General features: G+C 70.8%; 18 protein-coding genes and 2 tRNA genes. 9 read left to right on the top strand and 11 right to left on the bottom strand.

The genetic code is table 11. The features are described 5' to 3' along the window. The first annotated feature begins 21 nt into the window (after positions 1-21). Both tbsP and J2754_RS04520 read left to right on the top strand, forming a co-directional pair. The gene (tbsP, locus tag J2754_RS04525) at positions 22-840 is read left to right on the top strand and encodes a transcriptional regulator TbsP (RefSeq protein WP_188878110.1); all 819 of its coding nucleotides are present in this window, start codon (positions 22-24) and stop codon (positions 838-840) included. A 99-nt stretch (positions 841-939) separates the two neighbouring features. Beyond that, positions 940-2658, top strand: a complete 1719-nt coding sequence (locus J2754_RS04520; RefSeq protein ID WP_211086782.1) for a YcaO-like family protein — start codon at positions 940-942, stop codon at positions 2656-2658. 50 nt (positions 2659-2708) lie between these two features. Here the strand turns inward: J2754_RS04520 and J2754_RS04515 are convergent, their stop codons facing one another. The 4 genes from J2754_RS04515 to J2754_RS04500 form a co-directional block, all read right to left on the bottom strand. Further along, positions 2709-3824, bottom strand: a complete 1116-nt coding sequence (locus J2754_RS04515) for a DUF63 family protein (RefSeq protein ID WP_188878107.1) — start codon at positions 3822-3824, stop codon at positions 2709-2711. Positions 3825-3897: 73 nt separating this feature from the next. Beyond that, positions 3898-4683, bottom strand: coding sequence for an inositol monophosphatase family protein (locus J2754_RS04510; protein WP_188878106.1), 786 nt, complete (start codon positions 4681-4683; stop codon positions 3898-3900). A gap of 152 nt (positions 4684-4835) precedes the next feature. Then, positions 4836-4920 (bottom strand) — tRNA-Leu (locus J2754_RS04505). A 112-nt stretch (positions 4921-5032) separates the two neighbouring features. Next, entirely contained in the window at positions 5033-5527 is a 495-nt protein-coding gene (locus tag J2754_RS04500; RefSeq protein ID WP_211086781.1) for a DUF309 domain-containing protein, read from the bottom strand. 97 nt (positions 5528-5624) lie between these two features. On the opposite strand from J2754_RS04500, the gene J2754_RS04495 reads away from it, so the two are divergent. After that, a complete protein-coding gene (locus J2754_RS04495) occupies positions 5625-6464 on the top strand; it encodes a M14 family metallopeptidase (RefSeq protein ID WP_211086780.1) in 840 nt (279 codons plus the stop codon). Here J2754_RS04495 and J2754_RS04490 read toward each other — a convergent pair. From J2754_RS04490 to J2754_RS04470, 5 genes are all read right to left on the bottom strand, one after another. Continuing rightward, a complete protein-coding gene (locus J2754_RS04490; protein WP_211086779.1) occupies positions 6404-6850 on the bottom strand; it encodes a UPF0179 family protein in 447 nt (148 codons plus the stop codon). The two genes, J2754_RS04495 and J2754_RS04490, sit on opposite strands and share 61 nt — an antisense overlap. 67 nt (positions 6851-6917) lie before the next feature. Further along, complete coding sequence (locus J2754_RS04485) at positions 6918-7307, bottom strand: DUF5820 family protein (protein WP_188878101.1); 390 nt, start codon at positions 7305-7307, stop codon at positions 6918-6920. A gap of 98 nt (positions 7308-7405) precedes the next feature. Continuing rightward, positions 7406-7528 (bottom strand) — tRNA-Glu (locus tag J2754_RS04480). A 50-nt stretch (positions 7529-7578) separates the two neighbouring features. Continuing rightward, entirely contained in the window at positions 7579-7794 is a 216-nt protein-coding gene (locus J2754_RS16690) for an HNH endonuclease (protein ID WP_211086859.1), read from the bottom strand. Then, entirely contained in the window at positions 7795-7998 is a 204-nt protein-coding gene (locus J2754_RS04470) for an NUMOD3 domain-containing DNA-binding protein (protein ID WP_211086778.1), read from the bottom strand. Between the two features lie 145 nt (positions 7999-8143). Here J2754_RS04470 and J2754_RS04465 point away from each other — a divergent pair, with 145 nt between their 5' ends. Next, the gene (locus J2754_RS04465; protein ID WP_211086777.1) at positions 8144-9328 is read left to right on the top strand and encodes an MFS transporter; all 1185 of its coding nucleotides are present in this window, start codon (positions 8144-8146) and stop codon (positions 9326-9328) included. A 9-nt stretch (positions 9329-9337) separates the two neighbouring features. On the opposite strand, the gene J2754_RS04460 is transcribed toward J2754_RS04465, so the two are convergent. Continuing rightward, the gene (locus tag J2754_RS04460) at positions 9338-11308 is read right to left on the bottom strand and encodes a 3-hydroxyacyl-CoA dehydrogenase/enoyl-CoA hydratase family protein (RefSeq protein ID WP_188878096.1); all 1971 of its coding nucleotides are present in this window, start codon (positions 11306-11308) and stop codon (positions 9338-9340) included. A gap of 82 nt (positions 11309-11390) precedes the next feature. Between J2754_RS04460 and J2754_RS04455 the strand changes: the two genes are divergently transcribed. Together J2754_RS04455 and J2754_RS04450 are read left to right on the top strand one after the other, a co-directional pair. Further along, the gene (locus J2754_RS04455; protein WP_211086776.1) at positions 11391-11966 is read left to right on the top strand and encodes a DNA-3-methyladenine glycosylase family protein; all 576 of its coding nucleotides are present in this window, start codon (positions 11391-11393) and stop codon (positions 11964-11966) included. A gap of 82 nt (positions 11967-12048) precedes the next feature. After that, positions 12049-12555, top strand: a complete 507-nt coding sequence (locus tag J2754_RS04450) for a universal stress protein (protein ID WP_211086775.1) — start codon at positions 12049-12051, stop codon at positions 12553-12555. Between the two features lie 26 nt (positions 12556-12581). Here J2754_RS04450 and J2754_RS04445 read toward each other — a convergent pair whose 3' ends face one another. Further along, positions 12582-13934 (bottom strand): RimK family alpha-L-glutamate ligase, encoded by a 1353-nt coding sequence (locus J2754_RS04445; protein ID WP_188878092.1) that lies wholly within the window; start codon positions 13932-13934, stop codon positions 12582-12584. A 154-nt stretch (positions 13935-14088) separates the two neighbouring features. On the opposite strand from J2754_RS04445, the gene J2754_RS04440 reads away from it, so the two are divergent. The 3 genes from J2754_RS04440 (at position 14089) to J2754_RS04430 (ending at position 15980) form a co-directional block, all read left to right on the top strand. Next, positions 14089-15114 carry a succinylglutamate desuccinylase/aspartoacylase family protein gene (locus J2754_RS04440; protein ID WP_188878091.1) on the top strand — a complete coding sequence of 342 codons (1026 nt, stop codon included), beginning with the start codon at positions 14089-14091 and terminating at the stop codon, positions 15112-15114. Between the two features lie 99 nt (positions 15115-15213). After that, complete coding sequence (gene sdhC / locus J2754_RS04435; RefSeq protein ID WP_188878090.1) at positions 15214-15609, top strand: succinate dehydrogenase, cytochrome b556 subunit; 396 nt, start codon at positions 15214-15216, stop codon at positions 15607-15609. A gap of 2 nt (positions 15610-15611) precedes the next feature. Further along, positions 15612-15980 carry a succinate dehydrogenase hydrophobic membrane anchor subunit gene (locus J2754_RS04430; protein ID WP_188878089.1) on the top strand — a complete coding sequence of 123 codons (369 nt, stop codon included), beginning with the start codon at positions 15612-15614 and terminating at the stop codon, positions 15978-15980. Positions 15981-15982 lie beyond the last annotated feature (2 nt).

Here is a 15982-nt window from a genome sequence, read left to right as displayed (position 1 = left end):
GCGCCGTAGTCCGACGTAGGTATGACAGCGAACCCACTCGGGACGACCGTCGAGGAGATCGTGGGGGCCCTCTTCGACGCCGGTCCCGATCGACTCTTGATGGTCAACCCCTCGCGGGCGACCATCGAGCGCTTCGTCGACGCCGCGACGGCCGTCGAGGGACCGCTTCCGGAGACGTGTCTGCTGGCCGACGACCGACTGCTGAAGGAGGTGATGGACGACTTCCTCGTCGCGAGCCGCACCGCCGATCTCGTTGAGCGCGGCGCCCTCTCGTTGCGCACGAGCGACGACCTCTCGCGCTCCTCGATCCTCGTCACCGACGACCGCGTCGTCGCGCTCGTCGAGGCCGGCGATCGGATGGCCGGCCTCGCCACCGAGGACGAGGCGTTCGTCGAGGCCGCCCGCACCGCCCGCGAGGCCGAGTGGGACGCCGCCGACGAGTTCGTCCTGCGAACGCCCGCCATCTCCCGCGTCCGGGAGACGCTCGCGGACGAGATCGACCCCGGCGTCGAGACGGACTTCACCGGCGTCCTCGACGCGATGGAGACCGCGCGCGGTGACGGCCGCGGCCTCGACGAGGTGACGGTCAGCCTCCTCGTCGCCGCGAAGAACCGCGTCCTCCTCTACGACATCTCGAAGTGGGGCGAGGACGTCGGCGTCGCCTCGAAAGCGACGTTCAGTCGGACGAAGACCGACCTGGAAGACGCCGGGCTCATCGACACCGAGAAGGTCCCGATCGACGTGGGACGCCCGCGACTGCGCCTCAAGCTCGCCGACGACCGCCTCCAGGACGCGACGCCGACCGAACTCGCCGACGTCGCACAGACCCTTCTCGCCTGATCCGCGCCAGCTGACCCGCCGGCCACCGGCAGACCGCCCCGGCCAGCGGCGTCGCGCGAACCGCCCGTTTTTTCCTCCGCTCGCGCCCATCGAAGGACCATGACGCGCACTTACGCCGTCGCCGGAAGCGGCGCGGCGGCCGACGCCGCGACCGCGGCGCTCGACGACGCCGACCTCGACGCCGCCGGAACGGGGTTGGACGCGATCGCGGACGCGGACGTCGCCGTCGTCGTCGGTCTCGCCGGGAGCGACGGCTTCGCCGCCGCGAACGCCCGTGCGCGGCGGAGCGAAACGCCGTGGCTCGCCGTCGAGATCGGCGGCGTCGGCGGCCACTCGGTCCCGGACGTGGACGCCGCCGTCGCCGCGTTCACTCCCGAATCGGGCTGTTTCACCTGTCTGCGGTGCCGGGTGGCCGCGGGCGATCCGGAGACGACCGCGGAGCCGAGCGTCGCCCGATCGAGCGTCCGTTACGCCGGCGCGCTCGCCGGGAAGCGCGCGCTCGACCTGCTCGACGGCGCGGTCCACGCCGGGACCGTGGTCGAGGTCCCCCACGCCGAGCGGTCGTTCGCGCCCGCGCCCTTTTGCGACTGCGGGACGGGCGAACGCTACGGCGACCCCGGGCGCGAGCACGGAGCGACGCCGCTGGACGCGGCCGTGTCGAAGGCCGAGCGCGCCGTCGACGATCGGGTCGGTCTCGTCACCGAGGTCGGCGAGCGCGAGACGTACCCCGCGCCGTACTACCTGGCGACGACGTGCGACACCGCCGCGCTCGGCGGCGCGGCGAGCCGCGGGCTCGCCGCCGGCGTCGGCCTCGACTGGGACGCCGCGTTCGTGAAGGCCGTCGGCGAAGGGCTCGAACGCTACTGCGCCGCCGCGTACCGCGAGAGCGACTTCGACGTCGCCAAACCGACCCACCCGGACGCGCTCGCCCCCGACGCCTTCGTCCGGCCCGACGACGCGCCGGCCGTCCCGCGCGACGACCCGCTCCGATTCGTCCCCGGCGTCTCCCTCGTCGACGGGAGCGAGGCGCTCCTCCCGGCCGAGTACGTCCACTTCCCGCCGCCCGCGGAGACCCATCGCCCCGCGCTCACGACCGGCCTCGGCCTCGGGAACGACCCCGTCGAAGCGCTCTGCTCCGGGCTCTACGAGACGATCGAGCGCGACGCGACGATGCTCGCGTGGTACTCGACGTTCGAGCCGCTCGAACTCGCCGTCGACGACGAGGCGTACGCGACGCTCGCGCGCCGCGCCGGCGCGGAGGGACTCGACGTGACCGCGCTCCTCTGCACGCAGGACGTCGACGTGCCCGTGATCGCCGTCGCCGTCCACGGCGAGGACGCGTGGCCGCGCTTCGCGCTCGGAAGCGCCGCGAGCCTCGACGCCGCCGGCGCCGCTCGGAGCGCGCTCTGCGAGGCGGTCCAGAACTGGATCGAACTCCGCGACATGGGCCGCGAGCGCGCCGCCGACGAACAGGGCGCGATCGGTGACTACGCCGCCTTCCCCCGTGCGGCGCGCGACTTCCTCGACGCCGACGCGACCGTCCCGCTCGCCGACGTCGGCCCCGACACCGTACCCGACGGGGCCGCCGAACTCGACGCCGTCGTCGAGCGCGCGTCGGCCGCCGGGCTCGACGCCTACGCGACGGATCTCACGACGCGCGACGTCGCCGACGTCGGCTTCCGCGCCGTTCGCGTGCTGGCTCCCGACGCCCAGCCGCTCTTCTTCGACGAGGCCGCCTTCGGGGCGCGCGCCCGCGACGTCCCCGCCGAGCTCGGCTTCGAGGCCCGTCTCGACCGTCGACACCACCCGTTCCCCTGACGACGGCCGGGCCGTTCGAGAAAGCGCGCACTCGCTTCGCTCGACTCCGCCTACACCCCGAACGTCGCTCGCAGCATGTCCCGCGTACCGGGCCCGAGGCCGACCGCGAGCACGGCGACGAGCAACAACACCGTGTAGCGCGGGTTCTCCTCGTACATCCGCCGATCGAAGAGCGAGACGACGAACGTCGCGGCGACGATCTTCACGAGGAGGAACGGCCACGCCGCGCCGATCGTCTCCGTCACGGAGGCGGGAAGCGTCCCGCGCGTGAACTCGACGATGAACTGATTGACCGGGTGCTTCGGCGTGAGGTCGTACGGCAAGCCGAGCTCCTGCCCGAAGTCGAGCGCGAGGACGTTCGACGCGCCGTCGATCACGTGACCGAAGATCACGACCGCGCCCGCGACCCCCGTCCCGGAGAGCGCGCCCGGCGCGTAGCGCGTGAGCAGCCAGTAGTCCGCGGCGGTGACGCCGAGCGCGATGGCGTACGTCAGGACCGTGAACACCGGGTGGAAGGAGACGGCCGGGTCGACGACGACGAGCGCGCAGAGGTACGCGAGCGTCAGCGCGAGGAACCCCGCACCGAACGCGAACAACGGGCGCTCGTAGCTCGCGGCGTACTCGGCGCGGGCGAGCCACACCGCGAGCAGGAGCGCGACGAGCGTCAGCGCGAAGACGGTGAAGTAGATCACGGGGCTGATCAGGAACGCGTTCAGCGGGTAGTGTAGCGCCGACGCGCCCGTGTCGTTCGCGTCCTCGACGACGCGAAGCGCGCCGCCGAAGAGGGTGAACGGGAAGAGGGCGTAGAGGAAGCTGTACTCCTCGCCGACGCCGAGACGCCGGATGAGGAAGACGACGCCCGTGAGCATGAAGACGAGCGTGAGCGCGTAGCCGACCTCGGAGACGAGCGTGTAGCCGGGTTCGGCGACGATCCCCGACGCCGTCGCGCACCGCGCGTTCTCGTAGAGCAGCGTTCGCGCACCGCCGTCCCAGACGGTGCACGCGGCGCTGTGCGCGTCAGCGTACACCGGCCCCCAGAAGTAGTGCCAGACGAACCCGCCGTAGACGCGATCCGGGAAGACCACCGATCCCCCAACGAGCGCGACGAGGCCGACGCCGAGGACCGCCGTCCACGCCCGCTCCGCGTCCGTCTCGGGAAACCTCATGGCGAGTACACGGACGAGGTGTCCCTTACCGATTGCGGTCGCTGTCGACGCGCCCGGTGCGCCGACGATCGCCCTAGTCGAGCGCCGCTCGGGCCGTCTCGACGAGCGCGTCGTGCGCCGTGGCGTTCGACGCGATGAGCCCCGTCGCGTCCGGCGTCCAGCGCTCGCCGTGGACGTCCGTCACCGTCCCGCCGGCCGCACGAACCATCGCCACGCCCGCGACGGTGTCCCAGGGGTGGCTCTCGACGGCCGACACCGCGGCCTCGATCTGCCCCGCCGCGACCATCGACAGCGTCACCTGTGCGCTCCCGAAGCGCCGGAGGTCGCCGAACTCCGAGACGATCTCCGCGCAGACCGCCCCGAGGCGATCCGCGGCCGAGCGCGACCAGCGGAGCGTCGGCGCGACCGTGAACGCCTCCGGGTCCGTCGCCTCGCTCACCGCCACCGCCTCGCCGTTCAGCGTCGTCTCGGTCCCGTCGCTCACGTAGACGTCGTCGAGCGCCGGCAGGACGTTCGCCGCCGCGACCGCCTCGCCGTCCACGACCGCCGCGACGCTCGTCGCCCAGATCGGCACTCCGCGGACGAAGTTGCTCGTGCCGTCGATCGGGTCGATCACCCAGCACGGCCCCGACTCCGGGATCGCCTTCAGTTCGTCCTCCTCCTCGCCGACGATCGCCACCGCCGCGTCCGACTCCCGGATCACGTCGATGACCGCGCGCTGGGCGTCCCGATCGAACGCCGTCACCACGTCCGTCTTTTCGCCCTTCGTCTCGACGTCCATCTGCGTCCGGAAACCGCCGATGGCCACCTCCGCGCCCGCCGTCGCCGCCGCCTCCGCGACGGCCGTCTGATCGTCCATACCGGAGACACCCGCGCGGCCGGCAAAGGAGTTCGGGTCGGTGGTCGCCGTTGGCCGAGTCGCCACTATCCGGTACGAGTGTAGGAGGAAGTTGTGCGAGGGAAGTCCGTCCTGCGGACTTCCGCACGATAGGTGCACGATGCACCGTGACGTGCGAGGGAAGGGATTCGAACCCTCGAACCTCTACAGGAACGGATCTTGAGTCCGTCGCCGTTGGCCGAGCTTGGCTACCCTCGCGCGCACTCGATCGGTGGGTTCGGGACGGTATTAACGCCCCGATTTGGACGCGGCTCGGTCGTCGATCGAGGACGAACGCGACGTGATCGAGGGGTACCTCGACGTGTTCTGCTCACTCGACGCGCTCGGCGTACGCGCGGTCGTGCTCGTCCGCGACGGGATGCTCGCCGTCGAGCGCGATGCGCCAGTCGTCGATCACCGCGGGGTTCTCATGCGCGGCGTCGAGCGTCTCGCGGACGTCGCGGACGTCCACGCCGTAGTAGTCGAGGGGCACGCCCGCGAGGTACTGGCGCGCGGTGCCGAACAGCGAACGCATTCCCGTATCGTCCTCGAAGTCGACGTGTTTGTACGCGCCGGCGGCCACCTGCACGAGCCCGTGGCAGAAGGCGCTCTCCGTGGTGCCGCGTCCGTAGTTGTACCACTCCGCCTCGAAGCAGTCGTGGGCGGCGTGGTAGTCGCCCGCGTTGTACAGCCGAACGCCGTGGACGACCGCGCGGCGTAGCGTTCCGTGCGCCCAGCCGTTCGACGGGCGGCGCTCGCGGGACCAGCCGGCGGGCGAGTCGCCGATCGGCGGCGCGACGGCGTCGTCGCGTGTGTGGTCGTCCACGGCGCGTTCACGTGGCGCTATCGGCTCGCGCGTCCTAAGCCGTATCGGTGGGGTGACCGCCGAAGGCGACTTGGGCACGCGCCCCCTATCGCCCCCAATGCGAGTCGAACAACTGGGCGAGGGCACGCCCGAAGTGGCCGTCGTCGGCGGGATCCACGGCGACGAGCCCTGCGGGGTTCGCGCCATCGAGCGCCTCGAAGCCGACGACCCGGACGTCGAACGACCCGTGAAGCTCGTCGTCGCCAACGAGCGCGCCCTCGAGCGCGGCGTCCGCTACGTCGACGCCGACCTGAACCGCTCGTTCGGCGATGACGTCCCGCCGGACGCCCACGAGCGCCAGCTCGCCGAGGCGCTCGCCGACGAGATCGAGGGGATGACCGCGCTCTCGATCCACTCGACGCAGAGTCACGCGGACCCGTTCGCCGTCTCCGACGGCCGCCAAGAGCACGTCCAGCGGATCGTCCCGCGCCTCTCCGTCGCCGCCCTCGTCGACGTCGAGGAGTTCGGCGGCGGACGGCTGTTCGCCGCGAACGCCGACATCGTCGAAGTCGAGGCCGGCCTCCAGGGGACGGAGACGGCCGCCGAGAACGCCTACACGCTCGCGCGAGAGTTCCTCACGGTCTCGGGCGTCCTCCCCGGCGACACCGTGCCGCACGAGATCCCGACGTTCCGGATGGGCGAGCGGATCCCGAAACCGCCCGCGGAGGAGTACGAGGTGTTCGTCGAGAACTTCCAGCAGGTCGAGGAGGGCGAGACGTTCGCGGCCGCGGACGGCGAGTCGCTCGTCGCCGACGAGACGTTCTGGCCCGTCCTCCTCTCCCCGTACGGCTACGAGAAACAGTTCGGATACGAGGGCGAGCCCGCCCCGAACATCGGTCAGTCGCCCTCCGAGGGGGCGAACTCGACGAGCGTCAGCTCCCGATCGAGCGCGCAGTAGTCCTGGGGCGGGTCGCCGAGGATCTCGTCGATCTTGTACTCCGCGTCCATCTCGGCGCCCTTCGGCACGCAGTACTCGTGACCGGGACAGTCGACGTGCGGGCACGGCCCCGCGAGCTTCCCCTTCGATCCGGCGTACGCGCCTTTCGAGGGTACCTGCGCCGTGATCGACGTCGGTTCGACCTCGACGGCGCGCACGCCGCCGTCGTGGACCGCACAGTCGAGCGTCTGCCCGCCGTCCCGGACGTCAGTCACCTCGTAGCGGACGCCGTCGGAGAGCGTGAGACACTGCTTGCGGTACGGGCAACCCTCGCAGGCGTCCGACTCGCCCCGATAGACGAACTCGGTGCCCTCGTCGGCGAGCGCCGTCCCGAGGAGCGTGATCATGGGCGTACCGACGCCCCGGGGCCGGTTAAGCCTCCCGTCGCGTCCGCCCCTCGTCGCGTCTCCGCGCTCACGCCGCTCCGGTCAGTTCGGCGAGCCGGTCGAGATACGCCTCGGGGGGCTGTGTGGCGTACACGCCGTCGAAACGGACCTCGCCTCGCGCGAACCGTCGGGCGGCCGCGATCGCCGCCTCGACCGCGGCCGCGCGCGTCTCGTGACGCGACTCCAGCTCGCGGACGTGCACCTCGGGTTCGAGCGTACACGCGACGTACCAGCCGTCGCTCGTCTCGCCCCCGCGACGCATCGGCACGTCGGGTGCGCGCGTCGAGACGTAGAGCGTCGGCAGTCGTCCGGGGTCGTACGCCTCGCCCTCGAAGACGTCCGGGCGGAAAACGAGCACGGCCCGTCCGCCGTCGTCGTGCCACACCGCCCAGTCCGCCGGGAGGTCCTCGAACGCCATGCGCGGTGGTACGCGCGACGCCAGGTAGCCCTGTCGGTCACGGGTCGGCGATCGATCGAACGCCGTCGCTCGTCGAGCGACGGCGTGAGGAAGTGGAGTGCTCGGTCAGGGATTTGAACCCTGGTCGTCGGCTGTCTTCTAAAACCAGGCTTTATTTCGTCCGAACTTGGCCTGGTTTTATCGAAAGGCCAACATGATTGGCCGGACTACACCAACCGAGCGTGCCGTCGGGACACGTCCCGACTCACTCGTATCGAGTTCCGCGGACAACTTAAATCTCACCAATTGACTCCGGCAGTTCATCCGGTGGCGCATACCACGGTAGGTCCCCACGCTCCGTCTCCACGTGGCACGGTACGCAGAGGAGTACGACGTTCGCCAAGAGATGCGCGTCCGTCTTCTCGTGGTCCTTCGAGTGCGCGAAGAGCCGAACCGGAACGATGTGGTGGACTTCGAGTCGCTCGCTCGTCCCGTCCTCGCCGCAGATCTAGCAGACCTCGTCACGTTCGTACGCATCCCGGCGCACGATGCCCCAATCCGGACCGTACCCCTCCGAGAACCCGCCCTCCCATCGGTGATTCTTCTCGCCGGCCCGCCCCTCGCTCATCCGCCGTCGCGTCTCCGCGCTCTTCGGACGGCCCACGAGCGCCTCGCTGATCTTCGCCCGGGTCGCCTCGTCCACGTCGCTCACCCCAGTCGTCCCGCGTCCGCGTCCACCGGCGCGCGCCCGTACCAACTGCGCCAGTCCCTCCCGTGGCGCTCGCCACCACCCCGTTCTCGGCAACGCCGGTCGGTTCCGGGGTTCCTTTATCCGCCGCGGTCGTCGGTGGGACGTAATGTCCCCCCTCTCGACACTACAGCGCTTCCGCCCGGGCGTGTTGGCGGCGGCGTTCGCGACGTACGTCGTGTTCCTCGGGATCGGCGTCGTCGACCCCGTGTTACCGACGATCGCGGAGACGATGGGCGCCTCGCACACGATGGTCGAACTGCTGTTCACGAGCTACATCCTCGTCATGGCGATCGCCATGCTCTTCTCCGGCCCGATCGCCACTCGACTGGGCGACAAACGGACGATGACGGTCGGCGTCTCGCTCGTCGTCGTCTTCGCCGGGCTCTGCGGGCTCGCGCCGTCGATCGACGCGCTCGCGCTCCTCCGCGGCGGCTGGGGGCTCGGGAACGCCCTCTTCACGACGACCGTCCTCGCGATCATCGTCGGCCTCTCGCGGGGCGACACCGCGTCCTCGATCACGCTCTTCGAGGGGGCACTCGGGATGGGGATCGCGTCGGGACCGCTCATCGGCGGGTTCCTCGGGTCGCTCTCGTGGCGTTACCCGTTCTTCGCCGCGGCCGCGCTGGCCGCCGTCGGCCTTCTCATCACGGTCTTCACGGTCGAGTCACCCGAGACCGAGGAGCGCGATCAGAGCGTCCGCGACGTCCTCGGTGCGCTTCGCCACCCCGCCGTGTTCGGGAACGCGCTCGTGGGGCTCCTCTACACGTTCGGGTTCTTCGTCGTCCTCGCGTACACCCCGCTGACGCTCGACATCGGAGCCGTCGGCCTCGGACTCGTCTTCTTCGGGTGGGGGGCGATGCTCGCCGTCGGCTCCGTCGCCGTCTCGAGCCGCCTCGTCCCGCGCTACGGCGCGGTGACGACCATCGCCGGAACGCTCGCCGGGTTCGCGCTCGTCCTCGCGGCGATGGGCGTCGCCGGCCCGACCGCCCGCCTCGCGCTCGTCGTCGTCTCCGGGCTCTTCTGTGGCATCTCCAACGCGGTGCTCACGACGCTCGCCATCGAGGTCTCGCCCTTCTCGCGTTCGATCTCCTCCGCGTCGTACAACTGCCTTCGCTGGTCGGGCGCGGCGTTCGCACCGATCATCTCCGGCTACCTCGGGGGCAACTACGGGACGGCGCTCCCGTTCTTCCTCGGCGCGCTCGTCGTCGTCAGCGCCGTCGGCGGCCTCCTCGTCAGCGGCGACACGCTCCGCGCGGCCGTCTCCGCACCACGGGGCGCCGGCGCGGACTGACGGGCGTCGCTACGTCCCGTCGAACGTCGGCTCGTGATCGCCGAGGTACGCGGCGACGCCCTCGACGAGGTCCTCGGTGTTCAACAGCTGTCCGAAGGCGTGGGCCTCGACTTCGAGGCCGGCGGTGCGGCTCTCCCGGCCCGCGCGGATCGCGCGTTTCGTGTACCGCTGTGCGATCGGCGGACCGGCCGCGAGGTCGCGCGCCAACTCGCGCGCCTCGGCCTCGACCGCGTCGGCCTCGACGAGTTCGTTCACGAACCCGTAGCGCGCCATCGTCTCCGCGTCGTAGCGATCGGCGGTGAGGATGACCTCCGTCGCCCGGCTCTCGCCGATCAGGTCGGGGAGACGCTGCGTCCCGCCCCATCCCGGGAGGAGGCCGAAGTCGTGCTCGGTCTGCCCGAACGACGCGCCGCGACCGGCGACGCGGAGGTCCGCCGCCGCCGCGAGTTCCATCCCGCCGCCGAAGCAGTCGCCGTCGATGCCGGCGACCACCGGCATGCCGGACTCTTCAAGGGCGGCGAACGCCCGCTGGCCCTGACGGGCGAGCTCGACGCCGTCGATGGCGTCCGCGTCGCCCGCGATGCGCTGGATGTCCGCACCCACGCTGAACGTCCCCTCGCCGGCGCCGGTGAGCAGGATCGCGCGCACCTCGGGGTCGGTTTCGAGGGTCTCGACGGCCTCGACGAGCTCGTCGAGGAGGTCGCGCGTGATCGTGTTCCCCCGGTGGGGGCGATCGAGCGTGACGCGTCCGACCCGATCCGTGATCTCGAGACTGAGGTCACCGAACGACTCCCCCTCGGCGTCCGAGATCTCGTGGTGGAAGGTCTCGCCCGCACCCGCGCGCTCGACGAGCTCGTCCGCCGGCTCGTAGCGCGGCGCGTCCGATCGCGCCCCGGCCAGCGTCTCGTAGAGCGACGTGAGTCCCGCCCGGTCGGCGAGCTTCCCCGGTCCCTCCGGGAACCCGGCGCCGAGCATCAGCGCTTCGTCGATCTCCGTGGGCGAGGCCACGTCGGCCTCGACGAGCTTCGCCGTCTCGTTCGCCATCACGGCGAGCAGTCGGTCCTCGACGTCTGCGCGGACGGCGTCCGACGGGATATCCGTCACCGGGCGGCCGTCCTCGTCGTACTCGTAGAAGCCGGCCCCGGTCTTCTCGCCGAGGTCGCCGGCCTCGGCGCGTTCGAGGAGGAGCGGGCAGGGCTCGTAGGCCGCGCCGAGCTGCTCGTGGAGGTAGCCGAGGACGTCGGTCAGGACGTCGAGGCCGATGTCGTCCGCGAGCCGGAGGACGCCGCTCGGCAGACCGATCCCGTAGCGCGCCGTCGCGTCCACCTCCTCGGCGCTCGCCACGCCCTCGTGGACGAGCCACGCCGCCTCGTTCAACAGCGGGGCGACGATCCGATTGACGACGAACCCGGGCTCGTCGCGGGCCACCCGCATCGGCGTCTTCCCCATCGCCCGGGCGAGTCCCATCACCGTCTCGACCGTCTCGTCGTGGGTGTGCGCGCCCGGCGTCACCTCGACGAGCTGCATCCGGACGGGTGGGTTGAAGAAGTGCATCCCGCAGAACGACTCGGGTCGATCGACCACCTCGGAGAGCTCCGTGATCGAGAGCGCGGACGTGTTCGTCGTCAGAATCGCGTCCTCGTCGAGGTACTGATCGACCTCGCGGTAGACGTTTCGCTTCACGTCGCGTTTCTCCGGGACGGTCTCGACGACGACGTCCGCGTCCGTCACCGCCGCCTCCAGTTCGACGACCGGCTCGATCCGCTCCAGCGCCGCATCGGCCTCCGCCGACGTGAGTTCGTCGCGCTCCGCGAGCCGAGCGAGGCTCGCCTCGATCCGCTCGTAGCCGGCCCGTACGAACTCCTCCCGGATGTCCCGCAGCGCGACCTCGAAGCCGGCGAGCGCCGCGACCTCCGCGATGCCGTGACCCATGGTGCCGGCACCCAGCACCGCGACGGTCTCGACTTCCTCTCTGTCCATGTCCGACCCACCGCGGCCGCCACCCTGAACGTTGTGCCTCGCCGACCGACACGCATAGCCGCGTGCGTCCCCAACGGCCGCCATGGCCGATCTCGACGACGATCCGTACGCCGTCGTTCGCGCCGACGACGCGCTTCGCCCGCTCTACGAGGAGCACGGCGCCCTCGGACCCGAGCGCGCCGACGACCCCTTCGAGCGCCTCGTGGTCGCCGTGACGAACCAGTCCGTCTCGCTCGAATCCGCCGCCGCCGTCCGCGAACGCCTGCGTGAGCGCGTCGGCACCGACCCCGACAGCCTCCGCGCGGCCGCCGACGCGACGCTCCGCGACGTCGGCCTCAGCGACACGAAAGCCCGCGCCCTCCACGAGCTCGCCGAGCGCTACCCCGACGGTATCGCCCGCGCGGACTTCGCCGACCACTCGAGCGACGACGTGCGGGCCGAACTCGGCGACGTCTACGGCGTCGGCGACTGGACCGCGAACATGTTCCTGCTGTTCGGCCTCGGCCGCGAGGACGTCTTCTCCGTCGGCGACCTCGGCGTCCGCAAGGGCATGCGAAACCTCTACGGCCACGAGACGCGCGCCGAGATGCGCGAGTACGCCGAGCGGTGGAAACCGTATCGGAGCTACGCGACGCGCTACGTCTGGACGGCGCAGTAGCGACCGACGAGTCGCGTCGCTCGTTCTCGCGGGTCGAGAACGAACCGCGGTCGCTTTCACCGCCGAGAGCGAACGTGGAGCCATGACCTTTCTCGTGCCCCTCGACGGGTCGCCGCTCGCGGAGGCGGCGCTCGCCCGCGCGGCGGAGGCCGGCGACGCGTTCGACGAGGACGTGCTCGCCGTGAGCGTGATCCCGACGGGAAACGCGGAGTACGCCCGCGAGCGCGGCTGGCTAGAGCCGAACGAGGAGTTCGACCTCGATCGCGTCGTCTCCCGGCTCCACACGCGACTCACCGACACGTGCCCGAGCGCGGACTTCCGCCACGTCGTCGTCGACCGGTACGCGCCGTCGGGGACGATCGCGAACCGGATCCGCGGGATCGCACACGCCGAGGACGCCGCGCTCGTCTTCGTCGGCAGCGAGAACGCCGGACTCATCGTGACGTCGCTGAGCAGCGTCGGGAGCGGCGTCGCCGCCGACGACGCCTACGACGTCGTCATCGTCCGCCACCGCGGCCCCGGTATCGTCGCCCGCCGGGACGGCGGCCACCGCCGACCCCCGAAGTCGGACTTCTACCTCCCCGAGTGAGGCGGCGCGCCGCGCCCGCCTCGGCCTCACTCCGACGACTCCTCTTCTTCCTCGTCCTGATCGATGGCCGCCTCGTCCTCGAAGCGCCGCGTGACGTCCACCTGATAGTGCTTGAGGATGTCGCGGCCGAGGAGGAGCGGGTAGTCCATGTGCGAGCGGTCCTCGAGCGAGGCCGCGACGGTGTGTCGGTCGCCGCCGACGCCGACGACGATGTCGACGACGGGGCGTGACTTCCCGGACTTCACGCTCCCCGACTTCACCCTCGTCATCGACTTGATCGGACCCGCGCCGATCTTCGCCGCGAGCTTCGTGTCGATGGAGGTCCGCGACGCCCCCGTGTCGGATTTCGAGACGATGCGCTCGGTGCCGCTCGTCCCCGATACCAGGACCTCCTCCGTGTATCCGACGACGCGACCCGGCTCCGACGCCTCGACGGCCCGCCGGGGCATCCCGCGCGGCGTCGACGTATCGAGGTTCGAGCGCAGGGCCGCGACGGTCTCGTCGTCCACCGCGCCGCCGGCCTCCTCGATGGCGAGGCGCGCGATGTCCGGGGCGGGACTGACGCCCGTCGCCTCGAAGAGCCCCTTGAAGCCCGCGGTGGGGTTGACTTCGAGGACGAACCAGCCGTCGTCGCCCTCGACGACGTCGACGCCCGCGTAATCGAGGCCGACGACCTCCGCGGACTCGGCGGCGATGTCGCGGACCTCCTCGGGGAGGTCGTCGATGCCCTCGACGGCCCCGCCGAGCGCGACGTTCGTCCGCCAGTCGTTCTCCGGGGCGTAGCGCCGCATTGCGGCGACGACCTCGCCGTTCACGACGTAGATCCGCAGGTCGGCGTGCGCGTCCGAGTCGCGTTCGATGAGGTCCTGGAGGAAGGCGTAGCGCTCGCCGACGACGGGGTTGACCTCCTCGTCGCGCCCGATCTTCCACGTGCCGCCGCCGTGGGTGCCGATCGCGGTCTTGTAGACGGCCTCGTCGCCGAAGCGGTCGCGGGCGTCGTTCATCCGATCGGCGTTGAGCGCGAGGTAGGCGTCGGGGACGGGGACGCCGGCGTTCGAGAGCGCCGCGGCGGTGGCGAACTTGTGGAACGCCGTCAGGACGTGCCGGGGCTCGTTCAGCGTCGGGCGGAGGCGCGCGAGGGTGGTGGCGATGCCGAGGAGCTCGCAGGGCTGTTCGGTGTTCGAGAGGAGGAGGCGGTTCGCCACGACGTCGACGTCGGGTTCGAGGGTCGCCTCGCCGTCCTCGATGGAGACGCCGAGGTTCTCCTCGCGGAGCCAGACGCCGCGGTGGCCGAGGGCCTCGACGGCGTTGAGGATCGCTTTCGTCTCCCTGCTCGTGTGGAGGCTCAGCACCCCGACGGTCACGGGATCGTCGGTCATTGTCCCGTAGTTCGCCTCGCGCCCGGCAAAACGGTGCCGGTGCGGACGGCAGTGCGTGGCGACGAGACACGACGGTCGGCGCTCGCCCCGGTGGCGACCGGCCGCGCGTCGGCGTGGCCCACCACTTTATGCCCGCGCCGACCCGAGGGCGAGTATGGCAGACGGCGACGGCGCGTTCACGTACGCGGAGGGGCGGGTCGAGCCCGGGGAGACGCGGAACCTCCGGTACGCCATCAGCGAGACGTACCTCGGCGACCCCGTCCGGCTTCCGGTGACGATCCGCAACGGCGCGGAGCCGGGCCCGACCGTCTTCCTCTCCGCCGCCATCCACGGCGACGAACTCAACGGGATCGAGGTCGTCCGGACCGTCGCGCAGGACTGGCCGGACGCGAACCTCCACGGCACGCTCGTCTGCCTCCCCGTCCTCAACGTCCCGGGGTTCATCGCCCAACAGCGCTACCTCCCCGTCTACGACCGGGATCTCAATCGCTCGTTCCCGGGGAGCGAAACCGGGACGAGCGCCGACCGGATGGCCGTCCGTCTCTATGAGGAGTTCATCGAACCCTGCGACTACGGCCTCGACTTCCACACGTCGACGCGCGGACGGACCAACATGCTCCACGTCCGGGCGGACATGGACGACCCCGACATCGCCCGCCTCGCGCGCGCCTTCGGCTCGAACGTCATCATCGACGGCGCGGGCCCCACGGGATCGCTCCGCGGCGCGGCCTGCGACGGCGGGACGCCGACGATCACGGTCGAGATGGGGCAGGCACACCGCTTCGAGCGGGGGTTCATCGACCGCGCGCTCGACGGCGTCGCGTCCGTCCTCGCCGAGTACGACTGCCACCCCGCCGAGCCGGTCCGCTGGCCGGGGTGGCGCACGGTCGTCTCGCGCGACCAGAAGACGTGGCTGCGCGCGGACGCCGGCGGGCTCGTCGAGATGCTCCACGACCGCGGCGAGCTCGTCCGCGAGGGCGACGTCGTCTGCACCATCACCAACCCGTTCAAGACCGAGACGGTGCGCGTCACTGCGCCCTTCGACGGCCTGCTCGTCGGCGTGCTGGAGAACCCCGTCGTCTACCCCGGCAATCCGCTCTGTCACCTCGTCGAACTCGACGAACCGACAATCCGGGCGTACGAACGTGCCCGGGAGGGCACGCTCCCCGAACGCCCCTGAGACGGCGGGAAGCGGCGTGAAAACAGCCCGTTCGGCACACCGTACCATCGTGCTGGGTTAGAAACTTCTATGTGCGCCCGGTCAGGAGCTTTTCATGGTATGAGTCAGTCGCACAATCGGGGCCTCGTCGAGGACTTCGGCCGGTGGCGGGAGTTCTCGGCCGGCATGTGGGCCTGGGTGTTCCACAAGTTCACCGGGTGGGTTCTCATCGGGTACCTCTTCACCCACATCGCCGTGCTCAGTTCCGCGCTGAGCGGCGGCGCGGCCTACACGAACACGCTCCAAGGCCTCGAACAGCTAGCCGTCGTCCGGGTGCTGGAGGTCGGCCTCCTCGCGGTCGCCGTCTTCCACATCCTCAACGGGATCCGCCTCCTCTTCGTCGACCTCGGGGTGGGGTTGGACCTCGACACGCAAGAAAAGAGCTTCTACGCGTCGCTGATCCTCACCGGGATCATCGTCGTCGCGAGCGTCCCCGTCTTCCTGGAGGGTCTCTAACGATGGCGGAACGCTACTCCTCCTTCAGCAGCGGGAGCACCCGTTGGTTCCTCCAGCGGATCAGCGCGGCGTTCCTCGTCGTCACGCTCGCGTTCCACTTCCTCCTCCTCCACTTCTACCACCACGCCCCGGAGATCACCTTCGGCGGCAGCGCCGCGCGCTACAGCGTCCCCGCGTACTTCGTCACGATGGTGCTGTTCCTCGCGGCCGCGACGTTCCACGGCACCAACGGCGTCTACAACGCGCTCGTCAACCAGGGCGTCACCGGCACGCCCAAGCGCGTCGCGAAGTGGGTGCTCATCGTCGCGGGCATCCTCGTCTTCGTGCAGGGAATCCGCATCGCTCTCACTCTCATGGGGGCCAGTGCATAACA

This window comes from Halarchaeum nitratireducens (assembly GCF_017874695.1).
In the GTDB taxonomy this organism is placed as follows: domain Archaea; phylum Halobacteriota; class Halobacteria; order Halobacteriales; family Halobacteriaceae; genus Halarchaeum; species Halarchaeum nitratireducens.
This window is presented reverse-complemented; position numbering and strand designations above follow the sequence as displayed.

Bases quoted from the DNA above. Each gene is read 5' to 3' on its own strand.
- tbsP (WP_188878110.1), top strand. From the start codon at position 22: ATGACAGCGAACCCACTCGGGACGACCGTCGAGGAGATCGTGGGGGCC.
- J2754_RS04520 (WP_211086782.1), top strand. From the start codon at position 940: ATGACGCGCACTTACGCCGTCGCCGGAAGCGGCGCGGCGGCCGACGCC.
- J2754_RS04515 (WP_188878107.1), bottom strand. From the start codon at position 3,824: ATGAGGTTTCCCGAGACGGACGCGGAGCGGGCGTGGACGGCGGTCCTC.
- J2754_RS04510 (WP_188878106.1), bottom strand. From the start codon at position 4,683: ATGGACGATCAGACGGCCGTCGCGGAGGCGGCGGCGACGGCGGGCGCG.
- J2754_RS04495 (WP_211086780.1), top strand. From the start codon at position 5,625: ATGCGAGTCGAACAACTGGGCGAGGGCACGCCCGAAGTGGCCGTCGTC.
- J2754_RS04490 (WP_211086779.1), bottom strand. From the start codon at position 6,850: ATGATCACGCTCCTCGGGACGGCGCTCGCCGACGAGGGCACCGAGTTC.
- J2754_RS04485 (WP_188878101.1), bottom strand. From the start codon at position 7,307: ATGGCGTTCGAGGACCTCCCGGCGGACTGGGCGGTGTGGCACGACGAC.
- J2754_RS04465 (WP_211086777.1), top strand. From the start codon at position 8,144: ATGTCCCCCCTCTCGACACTACAGCGCTTCCGCCCGGGCGTGTTGGCG.
- J2754_RS04460 (WP_188878096.1), bottom strand. From the start codon at position 11,308: ATGGACAGAGAGGAAGTCGAGACCGTCGCGGTGCTGGGTGCCGGCACC.
- J2754_RS04455 (WP_211086776.1), top strand. From the start codon at position 11,391: ATGGCCGATCTCGACGACGATCCGTACGCCGTCGTTCGCGCCGACGAC.
- J2754_RS04450 (WP_211086775.1), top strand. From the start codon at position 12,049: ATGACCTTTCTCGTGCCCCTCGACGGGTCGCCGCTCGCGGAGGCGGCG.
- J2754_RS04445 (WP_188878092.1), bottom strand. From the start codon at position 13,934: ATGACCGACGATCCCGTGACCGTCGGGGTGCTGAGCCTCCACACGAGC.
- J2754_RS04440 (WP_188878091.1), top strand. From the start codon at position 14,089: ATGGCAGACGGCGACGGCGCGTTCACGTACGCGGAGGGGCGGGTCGAG.
- sdhC (WP_188878090.1), top strand. From the start codon at position 15,214: ATGAGTCAGTCGCACAATCGGGGCCTCGTCGAGGACTTCGGCCGGTGG.
- J2754_RS04430 (WP_188878089.1), top strand. From the start codon at position 15,612: ATGGCGGAACGCTACTCCTCCTTCAGCAGCGGGAGCACCCGTTGGTTC.